The organism is Chengkuizengella axinellae (assembly GCF_030730905.1).
Taxonomy (GTDB): Bacteria; Bacillota; Bacilli; order Paenibacillales; family KCTC-33759; genus Chengkuizengella; species Chengkuizengella axinellae.
Genome location: NZ_JAVAMP010000010.1, coordinates 1 through 17,327, shown reverse-complemented (window position 1 = coordinate 17,327; position 17,327 = coordinate 1). Strand labels below are relative to the sequence as shown.

14 protein-coding genes and 9 tRNA genes are annotated in these 17,327 nt (G+C 35.1%); 1 reads left to right on the top strand and 22 read right to left on the bottom strand.

The features are described 5' to 3' along the window. Positions 1-15 precede the first annotated feature (15 nt). The 3 genes from Q5Y73_RS17015 to Q5Y73_RS17005 all read right to left on the bottom strand — a co-directional run bounded on the left by Q5Y73_RS17015 (position 16) and on the right by Q5Y73_RS17005 (position 5,295). The gene (locus Q5Y73_RS17015; protein WP_305993115.1) at positions 16-2,040 is read right to left on the bottom strand and encodes an ABC transporter ATP-binding protein; all 2,025 of its coding nucleotides are present in this window, start codon (positions 2,038-2,040) and stop codon (positions 16-18) included. A 14-nt stretch (positions 2,041-2,054) separates the two neighbouring features. After that, a complete protein-coding gene (locus tag Q5Y73_RS17010; RefSeq protein WP_305993114.1) occupies positions 2,055-3,794 on the bottom strand; it encodes an ABC transporter ATP-binding protein in 1,740 nt (579 codons plus the stop codon). A 553-nt stretch (positions 3,795-4,347) separates the two neighbouring features. Continuing rightward, positions 4,348-5,295 carry an MraY family glycosyltransferase gene (locus Q5Y73_RS17005; protein ID WP_305993113.1) on the bottom strand — a complete coding sequence of 316 codons (948 nt, stop codon included), beginning with the start codon at positions 5,293-5,295 and terminating at the stop codon, positions 4,348-4,350. A 449-nt stretch (positions 5,296-5,744) separates the two neighbouring features. Between Q5Y73_RS17005 and Q5Y73_RS17000 the strand changes: the two genes are divergently transcribed. Continuing rightward, the gene (locus Q5Y73_RS17000; RefSeq protein WP_305993112.1) at positions 5,745-6,437 is read left to right on the top strand and encodes a hypothetical protein; all 693 of its coding nucleotides are present in this window, start codon (positions 5,745-5,747) and stop codon (positions 6,435-6,437) included. An 88-nt stretch (positions 6,438-6,525) separates the two neighbouring features. Here the strand turns inward: Q5Y73_RS17000 and Q5Y73_RS16995 are convergent, their stop codons facing one another. The 19 genes from Q5Y73_RS16995 to Q5Y73_RS16905 all read right to left on the bottom strand — a co-directional run bounded on the left by Q5Y73_RS16995 (position 6,526) and on the right by Q5Y73_RS16905 (position 17,290). After that, positions 6,526-7,560, bottom strand: a complete 1,035-nt coding sequence (locus Q5Y73_RS16995) for an FUSC family protein (protein WP_305993111.1) — start codon at positions 7,558-7,560, stop codon at positions 6,526-6,528. A 214-nt stretch (positions 7,561-7,774) separates the two neighbouring features. Beyond that, the gene (locus tag Q5Y73_RS16990) at positions 7,775-8,362 is read right to left on the bottom strand and encodes a CDP-alcohol phosphatidyltransferase family protein (protein ID WP_305993110.1); all 588 of its coding nucleotides are present in this window, start codon (positions 8,360-8,362) and stop codon (positions 7,775-7,777) included. A 46-nt stretch (positions 8,363-8,408) separates the two neighbouring features. Continuing rightward, positions 8,409-9,503 carry an ABC transporter ATP-binding protein gene (locus Q5Y73_RS16985; RefSeq protein ID WP_305993109.1) on the bottom strand — a complete coding sequence of 365 codons (1,095 nt, stop codon included), beginning with the start codon at positions 9,501-9,503 and terminating at the stop codon, positions 8,409-8,411. A gap of 24 nt (positions 9,504-9,527) precedes the next feature. Continuing rightward, positions 9,528-10,220 (bottom strand): ABC transporter permease, encoded by a 693-nt coding sequence (locus tag Q5Y73_RS16980; RefSeq protein ID WP_305993108.1) that lies wholly within the window; start codon positions 10,218-10,220, stop codon positions 9,528-9,530. Between the two features lie 107 nt (positions 10,221-10,327). After that, entirely contained in the window at positions 10,328-11,221 is an 894-nt protein-coding gene (locus tag Q5Y73_RS16975; RefSeq protein WP_305993107.1) for an ABC transporter permease, read from the bottom strand. After that, positions 11,205-12,461 carry an ABC transporter substrate-binding protein gene (locus tag Q5Y73_RS16970; protein ID WP_305993106.1) on the bottom strand — a complete coding sequence of 419 codons (1,257 nt, stop codon included), beginning with the start codon at positions 12,459-12,461 and terminating at the stop codon, positions 11,205-11,207. The genes Q5Y73_RS16975 and Q5Y73_RS16970 overlap by 17 nt, the downstream gene beginning before the upstream one ends. A gap of 17 nt (positions 12,462-12,478) precedes the next feature. After that, positions 12,479-13,135 (bottom strand): TVP38/TMEM64 family protein, encoded by a 657-nt coding sequence (locus Q5Y73_RS16965; protein WP_305993105.1) that lies wholly within the window; start codon positions 13,133-13,135, stop codon positions 12,479-12,481. 15 nt (positions 13,136-13,150) lie between these two features. Beyond that, the gene (locus Q5Y73_RS16960; protein WP_305993104.1) at positions 13,151-14,575 is read right to left on the bottom strand and encodes a dihydrolipoyl dehydrogenase family protein; all 1,425 of its coding nucleotides are present in this window, start codon (positions 14,573-14,575) and stop codon (positions 13,151-13,153) included. A 402-nt stretch (positions 14,576-14,977) separates the two neighbouring features. Then, positions 14,978-15,062 (bottom strand) — tRNA-Leu (locus Q5Y73_RS16955). Positions 15,063-15,144: 82 nt separating this feature from the next. Beyond that, on the bottom strand, positions 15,145-15,315 hold the full coding sequence (locus tag Q5Y73_RS16950) for a hypothetical protein (protein ID WP_305993103.1): 171 nt from the start codon (positions 15,313-15,315) through the stop codon (positions 15,145-15,147). Positions 15,316-15,383: 68 nt separating this feature from the next. Continuing rightward, complete coding sequence (locus Q5Y73_RS16945; protein WP_305993102.1) at positions 15,384-16,181, bottom strand: ParM/StbA family protein; 798 nt, start codon at positions 16,179-16,181, stop codon at positions 15,384-15,386. A 201-nt stretch (positions 16,182-16,382) separates the two neighbouring features. Beyond that, positions 16,383-16,458 (bottom strand) — tRNA-Lys (locus tag Q5Y73_RS16940). Positions 16,459-16,463: 5 nt separating this feature from the next. After that, positions 16,464-16,548 (bottom strand) — tRNA-Tyr (locus Q5Y73_RS16935). A 21-nt stretch (positions 16,549-16,569) separates the two neighbouring features. Further along, positions 16,570-16,645 (bottom strand) — tRNA-Phe (locus Q5Y73_RS16930). A gap of 154 nt (positions 16,646-16,799) precedes the next feature. Then, positions 16,800-16,876, bottom strand: a tRNA-Asp gene (locus Q5Y73_RS16925). A 10-nt stretch (positions 16,877-16,886) separates the two neighbouring features. Then, positions 16,887-16,962: transfer RNA gene (locus Q5Y73_RS16920), tRNA-Thr, on the bottom strand. Between the two features lie 3 nt (positions 16,963-16,965). Further along, positions 16,966-17,041 (bottom strand) — tRNA-Val (locus tag Q5Y73_RS16915). A 64-nt stretch (positions 17,042-17,105) separates the two neighbouring features. Further along, positions 17,106-17,182, bottom strand: a tRNA-Met gene (locus Q5Y73_RS16910). Positions 17,183-17,199: 17 nt separating this feature from the next. Next, positions 17,200-17,290 (bottom strand) — tRNA-Ser (locus Q5Y73_RS16905). Positions 17,291-17,327 lie beyond the last annotated feature (37 nt).

The window sequence follows — 17,327 nt, the reverse complement described above, 5'->3', positions numbered from 1 at the left end:
TCATTTTTAAATTTGTTATGATACTGCAGCGATCTTCTTTTTCATTTGCTGCATTTGATACATTTGGTAATAACTTCCTTTTCTATTCATTAACTCTTCATGATTCCCTTTTTCTAAAATGGTTCCACGATCCAATACAATAATCTGATCTGCATTTCTAATCGTTGAAAGTCGATGTGCAATGATAAAAGTTGTTCTTCCTTTTTTTAATATATCTAAAGCATTTTGAATAATGGATTCGGTTTCTGTATCTATATTTGCTGTTGCTTCATCCAATATCAAAATCGCAGGATTGAAAGCAAGAGCTCTAGCAAATGAAATGAGCTGACGCTGACCAGCAGATAAGGTACTTCCCTTTTCAATAACAGGCTCATCATAACCCTTTGATAAATTTTGAATTAATTGATCTGCTCCAACATCTTTTAATGCCTTCTCCACTTTTGCTCGATCAATCGATGGATCATTTAAACTTACATTAGAAGCAATCGTTCCTGTAAATAAAAACGGCTCCTGCAACACAATGGCCATATGCTGTCTGATCAGCTGTTTTGGATATTCTGAAATGTCCTGACCATCTATTTTGATCTTCCCTTTTTGTATGTCGTAATATCGCAATAACAAATTCATGATCGAACTTTTACCAGAACCTGTGTGTCCAACTAGTGCAATGGTCTCCCCAGGTTTTGCTTCAAATGAAATGTTGTTCAAGACATACTCTTCTTCTTTATAAGCAAACGACACTTTATCAAAAGCAACATGACCACGATATCTCTCCATCTGACCATCAGAGAAAGACTCTCCTTTTTCATCTAACAATTGAAAAACTCGTTGACTTGATACAATCGCTTCCTCCATATGACCCAATTGGTTTACCACCCCAGTAATAGGTTGGAACAAACGGTTTAAATAATCAACAAAAGCATACAATGCTCCTACTGAAATTACTGTACCAACACCTAATGAGGCACCCCCAAAATACCATATGATAGCTACAAATGATCCATTTCTTAGCAGGTTAACTAAGTTATGAGATGTGAGAGAGTTTAAATTCAGCAATTTGTTTTGATGTTTAAAATACTCCTCATTTAAAAATTCAAATTCCTCTGTTGTTTTCTTTTGACGACGAAAAGCTCTTATAATTGTCATCCCTTGAATCGATTCATTAATTATTCCATTGATTTCACTTAATCTAGATTTAATGACGTGATTATACCTAGATGCAAATTTTCGATACACAACAATCCATATGATTAAGATAGGAATGATAATTAAAGTAACAAGTGCAAGTTTATAATCTATAATAAAGACAAAACCAAAGATTGCCACCATATATACGGCACTTGTAAAAAAGTTGGCTAACACATTTACAAACAGCTCTTTAATAGATTCAGTATCATTCGTTACTCTTGATACTATTTTCCCTGCGGGTCGATGATCAAAATACTGAACTGGCAGCTTTTGAATATGCTCAAATACATCTGACCTCATTTTCTGAATGATCTGATTCGCTGATTTTTGCAGGAAAAAAGTCTGACCATAATGGAATATAGCTGAAATTAAGATTAATACCATATATATTCCACTCAATTGAATTAAGCTTTTTGTTTCTGGTTTATAAAACTCAAACAACTGAGCTGCTGTCAACTTTACAGCAGGATAAGATGCTGTTTCTTCCCCCTTAGTAATAGTTAGTGTATTGTTATCCATGCTCCTGATGCCATCATACAAAAGGGATTCTGATATAAAATAATAATCTCTATCCACTTGAAGCACTCGAATTTCTGTACCTCTCTCTTCGTTTGCTTCAAAATGATCACTACGTTTGTACCAATGACCTTCATACTGAACTGAGTATTCATCTTGTAAAGAAGTTTCATACCACTTATATTCAATTCCTAAAATGTGTTTATCAATCATTTGCTTTGCAATTAAAGGACCTGACAATTCAGCTACTACTGCCACTGTTAACATTAACAAAGCCAATATGATCGTCTTTTTAAACTTTAATGCATAGGCAAATAATCTTCTTCCAGTACTCACATTCCCACCTCTTTCTATTCCTCGCCATCTAGCTGTTGACGTTCGTACTGCTCCTTATACCAACCATCTTCTTTAACTAATTGTTCGTGTGTACCTTGTTGTACAATCTCTCCATTATCCAATACAAGAATGCAATCCGCATGCTGGATAGCTGATAATCGATGTGTAGATATGAGCGTTGTTTTTCCTTTTCGTTCTCTTTGTAAATTGCTTATAATTCTCGCTTCTGTTTTGCCATCTACAGCGGATAATGCATCATCAAGAATAAGTATTTCTGGATTTGCAATAATCGCCCTAGCGATGGAAACTCTTTGTTTCTGACCTCCTGATAAGGCAACCCCCTTCTCTCCAACTAATGTTTTTAGTCCTTCAGGTAGGGTATTAAGGTCACTTTTAAATGAAGCGAGTTCCAACGCCTTTTCAATCTCTCTTTCATTCCCCTCACTTTTTCCAAACAAGATATTTTCGCGAACTGTCTTTGAAAATAAAATTTGTTCTTGTGGCACATATCCAATCCATTTCCCTAAATCATGGAGTGACATATCTTCAATGGAGGTTTCAGAAATTGTAACATTGCCTCTTCCAAGAGGATATTCACGCAGCAACTGCTTTAACAAAGTGGTTTTACCGCTACCTGTTTTACCTACAATACCCAGTGTTTCTCCACGTCCAAGTGAGAATGATACATCTTTTAAATTATCAAAAGTTGATGAAGGATATCTGAAAGTAACATTCTTAAATTTAATATCTTTAGCTTCAGCTACTTTTATCGTCTGCTCCTTATCCCTAACATCCGGCTCATATGAAAGTGTTTCACTCACACGATCCAAAGAAGCATTCCCACGTTGCATCACATTGATCAATTCACCAATCGCAAACATCGGCCAGATCATCATACCTAAATAAATATTGAATGTAACAAGCTCTCCTAAAGTAAGCTCATTATGAAATACTAGGTAACTCCCATAACCTAATCCAATCAAGTAACTGCATCCTACTAATATCTTTATGGTTGGCTCAAACAGTGAATCAACCTTCGCTACGGATATATTTTTGTTGTAAACATCGGTTGTTGCTGCAGCAAACCTTCCTTGATCCGCTCTTTCCTGCACATAAGCCCGAACTACACGAACACCTGCAATCGATTCAAGCACTTGGTCATTCATCTCACCGAATGAATTTTGAGCTTCTGTAAATCTTTCATGCAAAACCTTACCGTATTTATTCATTGCGAGCGCCATTAGCGGCAACGGAATAATGGCTGCAAAAGTGAGTTTCCAGCTAATCATAAAACCCATTGACAATAAGATGACTGCGGCATAAATAGAGGAATCCACTAGTGTCAGAACCCCAAAACCAGCCGTCATGGATATTGCCTTTAAATCATTTGTTGCTCGAGCCATCAAGTCCCCTGTTTTATTTTTTTCATAAAATGTAGGCGTCATTTTCAATAAATGTTTCATAAGTCTAGAGCGTTTTGTACGTTCAACAAGAAATGAACCACCAAACAATTGATACATCCATACATAAGTAATCACATAGATTACAATTGCCAATCCACCTAAAATTAAAATCAATTCAAGCAATTTATTGAATGTCAGAGTACCATTTTGAATATAGTCTACGGCTACCCCTAACAATTTTGGTGGAATGATTTCCAATACACCTACTAAGATGAGCAAAAATATCGCAATAGTGTAACGAATCCAATGTCTTTTAAAAAACCATCCCAACTTCACTAATACAGAAAACAAGTTTTATCCCCCTTTCTCAATAATGAGAACATATGTTTGTTTTTTCATATTTCATGTTACCATACAAATCCATAAACTCAAGCTCTTTTTCCTTAAAACCACCCCCTTAAAAAATACAATCACTCCTTTATTGTTAAATTCAACATTTTTCTTCTATAATTTTACTATTTTAGAAAAAACAAAAAAGGCAATACCAATGGATGATAATGCCTTTTTTTAAAAAAGAAAATAAAAAGGCACAGATCAATAGTGACCTGCGCCATCGTTTATTTGAGTGTAATGGATTATTTATTTATTAAAATAAATCCACCGATGGAGAGGTCTCTAAATCGATATGATATGTTCTAAAATCAACTCTTGAATCAAACTTTTGAAATAACATTGTCATGAAGTTCATTAAAAACCCTCCTTTACTAAAAATTTCATATTAAAAATTCTATATAACCTTAACACTGAAACAAGAATATTGTCAATCCATTTTTTAATTACCACAAAAATAAAGCAAAAAAGTATAATGTTAAGTCCTATTACTTTTGCCGGTACTGAACATTTCTTATTTGAAAACTAAGAATATTATAATAGACATTAGGGAAAAAACAACACCAATTAAATATAAAAAAGATACCGTTTGGATCTGAGTAAGTCCCCATTTCATTAAACTATGATGAGTATGAAGATTATCTGCTTTGTGCAGCCCTTTGTTCTGAATTAGTCTTCTAATCAACACAAAAATCGTATCAAATATAGGAACGCCAATTGCAAATACAGATACAATAATGGATACCATGGTCGCACTTTTTAATGCTCCATCCAATGAAAGAATAGCCAGTGCATAACCTAAGAAGATAGCGCCTGCATCCCCCATAAAAATTTTTGCAGGATAAAAATTATATGCAAGAAAAGCTAAACAGCATGCCACGATGATGATGGCCATAGTGGCTGATCCCTGCTGATCTATTAGGATAGATACTACAAACAAAGTACTTGCCGAAATCGTAACTATTCCTGTCGCTAAACCATCTACTCCATCAATAAAGTTGACCATATTTGTGATGCAAAAAACCCAGGTTATCGTCACTATCCAACCAATCCAGTTTGGAAAAAAAATCATACCCTCCCCCGTTAGATTTGTGATCCCTTCAATTTTTAATCCGAAAAAAATTGGAATGGACGATGCCAAAAGATAAATAATAATTCTAGGCATTACAGGAAAATCTAACCCTTTTGTTTTGTACCAGTCATCCAATAGCCCAACCAATAATAAGGTTGTTCCTCCAATCAACAAAGATAAAGTTCTAGTCGAAAGCCCATCAAAAATCAACATGGAACATATACAACCAACATATATGATTACCCCACCCATTAAAGGAATAGGGGAATGATGTATTTTTCTTTTGCTCGGTTGATCCACAAACTTTATTTTTATGGCAGCATCCTTCATTACTGGCACCAATGCATATACTGTTCCAAACGCTACTATAAATGGGAGAAGGTAAAACAAAATAACGATCACATCCTCTTACATCTCAATGATCGTTAGTTTTTCCGAAATAACAATAGCTCATACGATAACATAAAAATTGATGTAATCACACTAAGACAAGTACACATTCAAATAAATCAAACTTGAATATGATAAATAGAATCTTTCTTTCAGTACCCGCTGAAAGTTAGACTATTACAGGAAGTACTGATATATCGCTAGTCACTTTGAAATTAAGCTGTTGCCTCCTCCTTGAAGAAAAGGGACTGTCATACAGCAGGTGTTTCATTACCCTCAGCACAACATGTTATATAACATAACGCATATGTGTTAATTGATAGGTTTTTTTATGGAATTTTAGTTTGGCGCAGTGTAATAACCAAATGTTAATGTTAATATTAATGACATATAAATATACCCTTGGGTTTTATGTTATGTAAATGTCATATATATAGGAGGTGAGAGCAATGAGGAATGATACAAAACTATTGTTTTATGTCCGAACATTAAAACCAGAAGCAGCTGTGGAATTAACCCCTTATTATTCCGAGATCATTAAATATTTACAAAAAGATGAATTGCATTCCCTAACTGATTTACAGCAATATTTGTCACATTTAATCGATCATCATTTTATTAAGTTTCATGGATTAATGATAAAATGTATGTATGAATCTTTCCAAATAAATGATTTAAATAATGTATGGAAACTAAATAAATATTTGTGCCAATCCCTCAATGAAAATGATCCCTCAACTTTTCATTTAAGAAAAATATTGCTGACATTGTCTAAAAAACTATATCCTTGGTTGGATTTTAGTTTCTTTAAAGTAGAAGCAGACGATAACAGCCGATTGTCATTAGCTGCCACGCATACTTTTATTGCAACTAAATTAGGTATGAATGCTGATGAAAGTGTTAAAGATTATTTACGAACCCTCGTTTTTTTATTAATAAATGAAGCCAAACAAAACATGAAACTAAATAAATCTGATATTCAAGCTATGATGAGCAACTTCTTTTCTATCATTCAAATAGAATGGGAGCAATTAAAAATATTAAGAGGAAACGATATATACACAACTCAAAAACCTCAAGTATATTTTCCTGTAAATCCCCTAACAAGTGATTCAAATCAATTTATATCTGGAAATGAATGATATTTCAATTTCATACCGTGAATATTGCTTTCATCATAAAGCATCACGGTTTTTTTGACTACATTTGCGAAGGTAAAGTAAGGTGTTTTTAACTTGTTTCGGTTGGTTTAAAAAATGACTTTTTGCAGATCAAAGAATGAATCGCCAGCAACTCATACGCTATGGAGCTGCTTTTATCCATATAATCTTCCGTTTTCTCAACATCAATCTGTCGATGTAATATATAAAAGAGAGCTGAAATATTTTGATGAATCTCATACGTCTTTTCACCGTTTTTTTGCTGCCAATCAAAATATAACGCTATATCACGCCAAGCCTTCTTTAAAACATCCTTATCATTTTTCTGAATACATTGATGCTCAGAAGTTAAATACAATAGATCCGCTACATGATGATTTATTTTATCTAAAAGATTCATTTTTGTTTGTAAATTTTTTAAAAGTTTATATTCTGTTTTCTTGAAACGATGATAGCGGTATTCTTCCTTCTGGTAATCTATTAATTTTATCGTATGACTGACTCGCTTCTGTAATGAAGACAATGTTTTTTCCAAATCTTCAAGATTTCCTTTTTGGTCCAATTGAAAGGATATGATCTTATCTACTAGCGCTTTAGTATCCGACATTAAATTAATTTTGGCCTTGGATATTTGCCCCATAAAATTAGGTGGAAGCACAAAAAAGTTTACTATAACAGAAGTAATAATGCCTACAGATGTAGTTCCAACTCTTGTTATAAAACTAACAAAAAAATCGTTTTCCGTTATTGCTATCATATTTACCGCGGTTAATGTAGCAACGATAATAGCATCATCCCAACGAAACTTATGGCACAATAAGATGGTAATCACAGCTGCTAAGGCATAGGAAATTGGGGTTTGTCCTAGTGCAAAATCAAAAAACATAGCCACTCCAGCTCCCATAGCAGCTGCTGGTAAACGTATTTTTCCTTTTTGGATTGAAGCGTTAACTGTAGGTTCAATTGTTACAATCGCTGCAATGATGGCAAACAATACTGGCCAATTTAATAACTCACATATGGTTGCAGTTATAAATACCGATAATCCAGTTTTAAAGATTCGTTTGCCAAATAACAAAGCAAGCCAATTTTTTACTTTATTCATAACTAAATCCTTTCAATTCCTTCTACAATATCATACGAACAAAAACTCCTATCGGTGTCTCTCGAAGATGAAAATAGTGCTGACTTGAATTCAGTTTCAAATCAGCACTTAGTTAGATTCATTTTTCTATTATATAAATTTACTACTTTTATGATCATAGGTCTAGAAAAAAATTGCATCACTATAATAATTACCAATTATTTTAAGTAAACACCTATTCCTTCAATATTTTGCTAGCTTCCAGCAAACGTTGCATTGCCGTAAACATTTCAACGATAAAAAACAATACGGTGATCCATATCAGCCAATGATTCAATATGATCATCATTGAAAATAAAATAAAGCCTTCTGTTCGTTCAGCTAAACCCGCTTGATAATAAAAAGATTTTATTCCTTTTTTCTCAGATAAGGCGCCCACGGTTAAAAATACGGTCATTGAAAACACAATCGATGCTGTTAATAACAACAATACAAACTGTGCCTCTGGAAAGGCTACAGCTAATCCAATGATTACAGAAAGCTCTACAATACGATCAAATGTAATATCCATAACCGTACCCCAAGCCGTTGTTTTCTTCTGCTCACGAGCCATTGATCCGTCAATTGCATCTAGAAACCCTGAAACCCAGAGTAAAATCACAGCTGTAACCATAAACTCAAAATAGATGAAAACACCTGTGCTTACACCTATAAGAAACGCTATCCATGTCACTTGATTCGCTGTTAATCCTAAATTTAATAATAACTGGGCCGTTCGTTTAATGAATGGCTGCACAACATGTCGAGCATGTGTATCTAACATCATCCTCACTCCTCACACTTTTTTTGTTCAACCACCACCACAATTTTTAAGACCCCATTTGTGGAATAAAGTGTACTTTTTTCATGTTTAATTGCAAGGTCACCTGTTCATTTACTTCAGGCAGATCAGATTGGTTTGATTCAATCACATAAAGTGTTTGTCCGTGTACATTTACTTTGTAATGAACAAATCCAGAACGGTAAGATACTTCTGTTATTCGACCTGTAAAGTTAAATATTCCTTCTTCACGACTTATGATTTCAGAATGTATTCTCTTTAACAACTCTGGACGAATAATAATCCATCCTTTATTCTCTGAAAAAGCATAATTTGTATAAGCTATTTCTAAATGTTTTCCCCTAAATATTCCGTCTGATACTTCACCTTCAATCACATTCTTGGAACCTAAAAACTTGGCTACCTGAACATTCACAGGCTTTTCATAACATAGTTTAGGACTATCTATTTGCAAGACCTTGCCTTCGTCCATGATTGCTAGTCGATCTGCTAATTGAAAGGCTTCCTCTCGGTCATGTGTAACTAATAATACGGTTACTTTTAATTTTTGATGAAGCAGTTTGACCAATTCTCGCATCTCTTCACGTAAGTCTGGATCTAATGCACTGAATGGTTCGTCTAAAAAAAGTACTTTTGGATTCATAAGCAGTGCCCTTGCTAATGAAACCCTTTGCTGCTGTCCACCACTCAACTCGGAAGGATGTCTATATTCATAACCTGATAAACCCACAGATTGAAGCATGTCTTTAGCTTTATTCCAACGCATTTTTTTATTAATACCCTGCATTTTTAATCCAAATGCAACATTATCTATCACCTTCATGTGTGGAAATAACAAAGGTTGTTGAAACACCATAGAAAACTGTCTTTTCTCTGGTAGGACATGTGTTACATTTTCTTTTCCTAAAAATATTTCGCCTTTATCTGGAGAAATTAATCCAGCGATACATTTTAGAAGTGTAGTTTTCCCACATCCTGAAGGACCTATTATTCCAAAAAATTCTCCTTCATGGATCTTTAGATCTGCGGATCGCAATTGAAACGGAGGATTAGAACTAGAATCGTTTGCTGTAATCTGATGTTGAAATTTCTTGCTCATTTTTGTAATTACTAAGTCACCCATTACATCCTCCACCTAAAACCTGCACTATCTAATGAATAAGATACGCGTTTTATAATATCTTTTTAATAAACTATTCATCAACCAAAGAGAGAACAATGCAATTCCAGCAAATAAAATCGTATACGCAGAACCTATAGCTATATCCCCACCGCTGATAAATGGAAATAAAATAATTGGCAGTGTAACAACCTGCCCTCCTCCAATTAGAAACGTTATTAAATATTGGCTTAAAGAAACTAACAGAGTTAAACTCGAACCTGCAACTATACCTGGAAGAAGGTGTGGAAGCAAAACAAATCGAAGTCGATTTAGAGTTCCCGCTCCAAGCATCTTAGCCTGTTCCTCCCAGCTAAATCCCAAAGTCTGATAACTAATCACGAGCGCCCTTAACATATAAGGTAAGGTAGGTGCAATATGAGCTAAAATAACACCCAAAATCGTTTCAGTTAAACCTAAATGAATAAATGTAATATGAATACCCATCACTGTAATGAATGGCGGGATAATTAAAGGAGAGTATAAAATGCCTTCTACCCATATCTTTCCTTTAAAATTCACTCGTGCAATTACATTTGCTGCTGGTAAACAGATTAAGATGTTTACTAGTGTTACTATACAAGCAATACATAAACTGCTTCCAATCGCTCCCCATGTTCCTGCAGAAGGAGAAAAAACATACTCCCAGGCCCTCAAGCTAAAATCGCTTGGCAAAAGCATCGGCCATCTCCAGCCTTTAGCAAAACTAGTAAATATAAGCGCAAATAATGGGAATGAAAACAAGATTAAAAAAAAGATGATAAATAGAGTCCATATATTTTTTAGCCTTATTCCCACCCCCTCCTTTCATTCAATAACCATCTCTTGCTTATTTTATAAGATAAACCGCCTAATATCGCTGTAATGAAGGCCAATATAATATTTAATGCCAGTGATTGTGAACGTTCCATCCATCCTCCATGTGTAAATAACTCAAATGAGTAAACGGGCAGCAGCCTAGGATAGGTCACACCCAACAAATATGGAATTTCAAAAGCGGAGAAGGTGAACGCAAATACGATAAATAAAGACGACAACCAAGCAGGTAAAATAAGTGGTACTGCAATATTGCTTATAAATTTTCTCGTATTGGATCCATACAACCTTGCAACTTCATACCATGATTTATGAATTCTAAATAAAACTGGATAGATCATCAAGGTAATAAATGGTGCTTCTTTCCATGTGTAAGTTAAAATCATACCCCACCCAAAAGTATCGTTCACAAGAATAGGAAAATGGTGAATTTCTTCAACCCAACCAAAGTGATAACCAATTCTAGAAATCCAGCCACTCTGCATCAGCAGCAGTAAAAATAAATACCCAGCAGCTAAATGAGGAATAACTAAAGGATACTGAAAAATACGATAAAATAATGAAGCTGTATTAGAATCATATCCCTTTAATGCCATTATAAATAAAATAAATGCAAAAAGTATTCCAAGAAGTCCAGATAACATAGTAGATAAAAATGATACTCTAAAGGTGAGTAAGAGAGATTGCCAAAAGTCTGCTGATTGAAGCAGCTCCTGATAAGCTAAGGTAGTAAAAACCAAGTCTTTATTATATGGTGTGATACCAAAGCTTTGTAGCAAACCCTGAAACAACCCACCGAAAAAAAATATTAAGATAAAAAGTACTGCAGGTAATACATAAAGATATGGATTACCTTTTTGCAACATACTCAAACCAACCTTCCTCTAATACTTTTACATAATTTGCTGGAATCTCTGGTACTTTAAATTCAGCCAATTGTTCCGCAGGCAAAGTTGCTATACCAAGATCAAGCTCCTCTAATTTCTTTTGATCAACATCATCTAATTTAGAAGGATCTAATGCCATCCCTTCTCCCCAATGCTCTGGATCCATTTTTGCTAGCTGAGCCTCAGGTGATAACAAATAATTAATGGCTACCATTGCCCCTGCTTGATGGTTAGAATTATATGGAATGGATAAATAATGTGTATTCGATATTGTACCTCCATCTAAAACAAACGTACGAGTCGTGTCTGGAAACAACCCTTGTTCAATATGGCTGGATGCTTTTCCAGGATCATATGCCATTGTCATCCACACTTCACCACTACTAAACAGCTGATCTAATTTAGCCAAGCTTTCAGGGTAAGTTTCCCCGTTACGCCATAGATTAGGCTCAATTTCATTTAAATAATTCCATAATGGAGTGAAATCTTGTTCTATATCGTTTACAGGTTCCAAGTATTGTTCATATCCACCTGTAGTTTCATATAGTGCTTGCCTTACAAACGCACTCCCTGTAAAATCAGGTGGCGCAGGATACGTAAACTTCCCTGGGTTTTCTTCCATCCACTCACCAAGCTCCTCAAAGGATGTAGGAGGGTGAGTTATATTAGACTCATCATAAATAAAAACAAACTGAGCTTTTCCCCAAGGAACTTCATACCCTTCTGTATTTTGCCCAAAATCAAATTGTATGTCAGGTGCATTAATATCTACATACTGATTCACATTAGGCAATTGTGATGCAAATGAACCCCATAACAGTTCATTCTCTTTTGCAAGTTTGAAATTCTCACCGTTGATCCATATGATATCTACAGTTCCATCTGTTTTATTTGCAGACTTCTCATTATTCAATTTATTCATGACATCTTTTGTATCTTGAATAGCTACTCTATTTAAAACAACACCAGTTGACTCTTTTAATTTCGGTGCTATGAATTCATCAATATAACGATTGTACCTCTCATCTCCACCCCACATATGAAAGTTAACAGTCTGCCCTTCAGCCTCTTTCAAAATGGTTTCCCAATCAGTTTCAGTTTCTAATAAATTTTCCGAACTGGTTTGTGTTTGTTCTGTTTGATTTTGATTACCGCATCCAGATAAAACAATCATTAAAATACTGATCAGGAGCAATAAAATAATAACCCTTTTATTCAAAGCTTACATCCCCTATTCTAACCTTTAATATTCGCTAATTTTTTCTTTTTTTTTGACCATTTATAGATGGTAGGCACCAACATTAATATAAGGACTAGTGCAATGGCAAAATAAAATTCAGTTGAAAAATTATGAAAAGAGGCTCCGAGATAATTGTAAGCAAAAGCACCTGGCAGGATACCAATCAAAGTAGCTAGTGCATAGTCTTTCAGTTTCACCTTAGATAAACCTGCTCCATAATTAATCACATCAAAAGGAATTAGTGGAACTAAGCGAATAAATAAAATGGTTTTGAACCCTTTTTCCTCTGAAATATCATCCATTTTTTTTATTTTATCACCTAACCAACGCTCTATAGTTTCTCTCCCCAAGGTTCTAGCGATAATAAACGCCAAACATGCTCCCATTGTTGCTCCTATTAAATCGTATAGAGTTCCCCACCATGGACCGAAAGTATAACCTCCGGATAAGGTTAATACGATAGCTGGGAAAAAAATGAGTGGTCGTACTGTGTATAGAAAAATATATAATATAGGAGCCCATACACCAAATGATAAAATGAAATCTCTAATATTTTCGGGTGTAAATCGTCGAAGATCAAACACAAATAATATTGTAATTCCTACAGCAACAAGAAGTGCAAACAATAATAATTTTTTGATAGACCTATTCATCTATAGCCCCTCCATTTATCTAAACCATTTCACATAATTTTTTAATACATTCATTATAGAACTTGAAGCCAGTTTCTCTCTCCAATATAAATCCGCAGTTCTTTGAACACCACCAACATGAGTTGGATAAGGATGAATCACATTGGATATGGAGCCAATTTTATGTCCAAACTGCTTAGCAAAAACAACCTCTTGCATAAAGTCTCCTGCACCAGGACCTACAGCATGTGCTCCTAAAATAACTCCTTTTTCATCTGCAATGATTTTAATTAACCCTTTTGTTTCATGATCTGAAACAAAACGATCCACATCATCTAATGGTGTTTTATATACTTTGATTTTTTTACCAGATTTCCTTGCCTCTTCCTCTGTTAATCCTAAGTGGAAGAGCTCTGGATCTGTATATGTTACCCATGGCAGATTAGTATAATCAGCATTTCTCTTCAAGCCAAATACGGCATTAGAAACCACTAACTTACCTTCATAACCTGCTTTATGCGTAAAAGGATAGTACCCGTTTACATCTCCAATTGCATATATATGAGGAACGCTTGTTTGCAGCTTTTTGTTTACTGTAATATACCCACGATTTGTCTTAATGTCTGTATTTTCAAGCTCAAGCTTATCTGAATTAGGAACTCTGCCTGAAGCTAATAAAATCTCATCAAATTTTAACACAAATTGCTGATCGTTTTGTTCGATTGTAACTTCTTTGACAGCACTTGTTAAAGCGGTTTTCACTACTTTAGCACCTGTAATAAATTGCACACCTTCACTTTTTAAAGAATCAATTACGTATGGAACCAGGTCGGAATCTTCTTTACCTAAAATCGTAGCCCCCATTTCCACTACAGTGACTTTCGTTCCAAATCTGGTGAAAGATTGTGCAAATTCTAAACCAATTGGTCCTCCACCTACCACCAATAAAGATTCAGGTTGTTTGTCTAACTGCAATGCAGTTTCATTTGTAAGATATCCTGTTTCTTTGATACCATCAATTGGAGGAATCATAGGTCTTGAGCCTGTTGCAATAACAATACGTTTACCTTTAATGGTTGTTTCACCATTAATTTTAATTTCATTTTCATTTTTAAATGTTGCTGAACCATGATAAACATCAATTCCCATATCAATAAATCTTTGATCATCATCATGTTTTTGAATGGTAGCGATGGACTCATTTAAACGGTCTCTAGCTGCCTTAAAATTAGGTACACCTCTTACTTCCAAATCAAAAAGATGAGATGCTTTTTTCGCCGTTTGTACTATTTTAGCGGATTGAATTAAAGATTTGGTGGGTACACATCCCGTCCATAAACAGTCTCCACCAAAAGATGCTTTATCAATTAAGGCAACCTTCGCACCAAAATTAGCTCCACCAGCAGCAGCAGTTAAACCACCTGCTCCTCCTCCAATTACAATTAGATCATATTTCTTCATTTATTTTCACACCTTTTCCTCAAAGGATATTTTCTTCATTTAATGTAACAAACAATCATTACATTTATCTGTAATATAAATTACATTCATATTAATTATGTATTAATTTAAAAACTTGTCCAGTATAAAATTTAGGAAGAGTAGCAGGGTTATAGGAATTAATTGAAAAAATCAAACTTTTCAAAGATAATTAAGAGGACTGAGAATTTTTTCTCATAAACCGTGTTCATTCATTAACCGGTGGAGGAGCAGAAAAGTTATTAATTGTTTTACGTGAAAAACTAGAATTTTATTTTCCTCTATTTCAGCAGAGTTGTGATGGTATTGGAAGTAATAAAATAAAAAAATCACCCATAGGTGACTTCAGGATAATTGTATTTGTATTATCATCATTTTTTAAGATGGTGCGCGTGAAGGGAGTCGAACCCCCACGTCGTAAGACGCTAGATCCTAAGTCTAGTGCGTCTGCCAATTCCGCCACACGCGCATGATTAAATTATTGACTCATTGATGTTATCATATTTTTTAGCTAAGTGTCAACTACTGGTTTACATTTCAAAATGATCGTGCTATAAAATATCATTCATATACATCTTATCATCGTCATTCATTTTATTCTTTATCATAAATTCATCAATAATTGAAGCATCATTTCGTTTAGTTTCTATTAACGCTTGGTTATCCTTATATAAGGATAAAATATCTCTTACAAATTTACTAAAATTATCACTTTCAGCCATACACCACTCATATAAGTCATTTTCACTACGATTCTCCAGATTAAAACACACCGTTCTTCTCTTATAGCTCATGACTCAACTGTTTTGCCAATTCGATAATAACCAATGGCATTCGCATAAAGTGGATTTTGCATTGGCTTAGCATTTGGAAAGTAAGGTTGTAGTAATGCGGTTAATTCACGTGCTTTTCCACCAACAACCCATACTTCATCGAGATCTCCCCACTTTTTACTTACTTCACCAGCAATTCGATTTGCTAACTCCTTATTATTACCCGATTTATTGGTTCCAAACCCAAAAGGAAGCGAACCAGATTCTCTATCAACATATCGTCTATTGATCATAGTTACATAATTAATCGTTTTGCTTCCACCATCAACCACTCTAATTAAACCGTCTTTAGGTGATGACCAAAAAGCAGCTCCACCTTCAACAGCCACCTTTACATCAGATATGTGAAAATTTCTTTCAATACCGTTTACTTCAATTTCCCAATAACCCACTAATAACTCCTGCAATTTCTTTTTATTTGTATCGTTATGCTGTGCAACAGGCAGACCTGTAACCACTAAGATATTATCTGATAATGCTGCACGGTGAATTGATATTAATGCCAACAAACGTGCATCCGTATGAGATTTATTATCTGTCATCATACTTCTATAAAATTCTGATTCATTTTGCGCTAAGGTACCAACAAAAAATTTCTCATCATTAAAATAACATTCTATCGCATTCTCACCATAATCAGTTAATAATCTACGGTCACGCCATTCTCCAATAATAGAAGGAAAATGAAATATTTTAGAACCTGTATATGCTTTTACATAACTTCTGCCTAAATCTAATCCAATAATAGCACTCATCTAAATTCCTCCCATCTTTAAAATAAATACAATAACATACCTTTTTTATGAGTATAATTAATATTTATGATCGATGGATTGGTCAACATGCTACATTTATGAGAATGAAGTTATGTGATGATATATGGAAATTTGTTAGTTTGTACTGTTAATTGAAGATACAAAAAAACTTCCTTATAGGAAGTTGATTTATTAATTAAATGGTGAGCCATGAAGGATTCGAACCTTCGACACCCTGATTAAAAGTCAGGTGCTCTACCGACTGAGCTAATGGCTCGCAAATGGTGGAGGATGATGGATTCGAACCACCGAACCCGATGGGAACAGATTTACAGTCTGCTGCGTTTGGCCACTTCGCTAATCCTCCACAAAATATTCAATTTGCAAATGGTGGCTCGAGACAGAATCGAACTGCCGACACGAGGATTTTCAGTCCTCTGCTCTACCGACTGAGCTATCGAGCCAAACTTTACCCCTTAAAGTGAGGTTTAAATTATCTTTAGTGGCGGAGCTGACGGGATACTCTTCACTTTGTTACGAGACTGCGAAGTATTTCCTTACGAAGCTTATGCTTCAACGAACCCTGCTGGGTTCATCACCCCTTATGTGTTTCTTTAATGGCGGAGCTGACGGGATTCGAACCCGCGATCTCCTGCGTGACAGGCAGGCATGTTAGGCCTCTACACCACAGCTCCTAGTATTACATGGTGCCGTCGAGAGGACTTGAACCCCCAACCTACTGATTACAAGTCAGTTGCTCTACCAGTTGAGCTACAACGGCGTGTGGTGGACGCTGACGGGATCGAACCGCCGACCCTCTGCTTGTAAGGCAGATGCTCTCCCAGCTGAGCTAAGCGTCCTCATTTCTTAGACAAGACTTTTTTTATATTATCACAATCTTGTCCATTAAATCAAGTATTTTTTTGGTGTCGGTGGAGGGGATCGAACCCCCGACCTCACGGGTATGAACCGTACGCTCTAGCCAGCTGAGCTACACCGACAAATCCAATTATTGATCTGGCGGAGAGAGTGGGATTCGAACCCACGCACGCATTACACGACTACTCCCTTAGCAGAGGAGCCCCTTATAGCCACTTGGGTATCTCTCCAATAAGTCAAATCAAACATATACATATACAGGTATTA